Below are 907 nucleotides of genomic sequence, written 5' to 3'. Positions count from 1 at the left end.
CCGGAAATTTCACCGTCCCACTGGAAATAGGCCTCTTTTTGTTGCATAAAGTAAGGATTACCAAACACTTACCAGCAACAAAACAAAGAGGCCTATGAATACAGAGTGTAAACCAGAACAGCTGGAATTTCAGTCCCTGGGGCGGCGTGAGGTGATGGGTCGTTTTGACGGTGGGCGAATCACTTCGGACGGTGGCGGATTGCTGCTACGAGAGGTGGATCGACATATCGGCCTGCTGGATCGCCTGGCCGCTTGCTTCACCGATCACCGCAACCCCGAGAGCATCGAACACAGTGTAAGGTGAATGCTTTCCCCCGTCAATCCAATGATGGGCTCAATGACCAGCCAGAACAGTCCCAGTGTTGCGAGGACCGACTGCGGGTAATACCACGCCGCAGCTTTGAGTCTAGTGATGGTCATTTCGGCCGTACCACATAACCGGTTTGGAATCCTCTTCAAACAAACTGCGGGTTCTCTTTTGAACGGTACTGTTATTCCATACATCCGCTGCCAGCCATGGAGAGCGAAGCGAAGGCTGGTAGTCCCCAGTAGCCGCGAGGCCGCACTGTTTTCCCGGCGTGCCTTGCGCCAGAGGGAAAACAAAGTAGGCCTCCAAACGCGGCGTCCAGTCATTGGGAGGCAAGTACGGAGCAGCAACGAGCTTGCGAAGTTGTTGCGTAGTGCTTGGTGACCAGGACGGCTGGGGCACGAATAGGTTGTCAAAGGCCGAGTCGATTTTGGGGACTGGGATGTCCCAAAATCTATCACGAGGCCGAAGACACGCTTGTCGGCCAGGCTCTTGTAATAGAGCACGAACCCGTTGTCTTCCCAATACAAGAGCTTGATCTTGTCCCGCCGCCGGTTGGTGAAGGCATACAGCGCCCCTTCGAAAGGGTTGTGGCCCAGC

At 54.7% G+C, this 907-nt stretch carries 2 protein-coding genes; one reads left to right on the top strand and one right to left on the bottom strand.

The annotated features are described in order from the left end of the window. Window positions 1-94: 94 nt before the first annotated feature. Window positions 95-304: a transposase gene (locus ACOCD2_RS22480; protein ID WP_293689669.1), complete on the top strand. Its 210-nt coding sequence runs from the start codon at window positions 95-97 to the stop codon at window positions 302-304. Here the strand turns inward: ACOCD2_RS22480 and tnpB are convergent. Further along, a partial coding sequence (gene tnpB, locus ACOCD2_RS22475; protein WP_419626167.1) for an IS66 family insertion sequence element accessory protein TnpB occupies window positions 265-907 on the bottom strand: 643 nt, incomplete at its 5' end. The genes ACOCD2_RS22480 and tnpB overlap by 40 nt on opposite strands.

This window comes from Thiolapillus sp., from assembly GCF_048562965.1.
GTDB classification, from domain to species: Bacteria; Pseudomonadota; Gammaproteobacteria; order Chromatiales; family Chromatiaceae; genus Thiolapillus; species Thiolapillus brandeum_A.
The sequence above is the reverse complement of the archived record's forward strand: the minus strand, read 5'-3'. Positions and strand labels throughout refer to the sequence as shown.